The sequence below is a fragment of the Paenibacillus sp. J31TS4 genome (genome assembly GCF_018403265.1).
Classification (GTDB): Bacteria; Bacillota; Bacilli; order Paenibacillales; family NBRC-103111; genus J31TS4.
This window is the reverse complement of record NZ_BOSI01000026.1, coordinates 1-502: the sequence shown is the minus strand read 5'-3', so window position 1 is coordinate 502 and position 502 is coordinate 1. Positions and strand designations below refer to the sequence as shown.

The 502-nt window shown below is 52.2% G+C and carries 1 tRNA gene and 1 rRNA gene; both read right to left on the bottom strand.

Annotation, left to right across the window (positions count from 1 at the left end):
* Positions 1–148: 148 nt before the first annotated feature.
* Positions 149–225 (bottom strand) — tRNA-Ile (locus KJS47_RS23820).
* A gap of 160 nt (positions 226–385) precedes the next feature.
* Positions 386–502, bottom strand: a 5S ribosomal RNA gene (gene rrf, locus KJS47_RS23815).

Below are 502 nucleotides of genomic sequence, written 5' to 3'. Positions count from 1 at the left end.
GACCTCCTGCTTGCAAGGCAGGCGCTCTCCCAGCTGAGCTATGGCCCCATAATAATCCCCAAAAAGTGACGTGATCCTTCGCAGCTAATTCCGAGTCCTTTTTGAGGGCCCCGGAGTCTTGAAAGCCAGTCCTTTTGGAGTATGCAATTGGTGGGCCCTAGTGGACTCGAACCACCGACCTCACCCTTATCAGGGGTGCGCTCTAACCAGCTGAGCTAAGGGCCCTCAGAGTTTTGCGTGAGCAAAACTTGCTTCGTAAGCGTTACAGAGTTTTGCGTCAGCAAAACTAGCTTCGTAAGCATAAAAAGTGACGTTTGGCTTCGAGGTCTATTCCGAATACTTTTCGGGGACCCCGTCCAAAATCATTTAGGGATAAAATCATCCCGCTTGGCAACGTCCTACTCTCCCGGAACCCTTCGGTTCAAGTACCATCGGCGCTGGAGGGCTTAACGGTCGTGTTCGAGATGGGTACGCGTGGTTCCCCTCCGCCATTATTACCAAA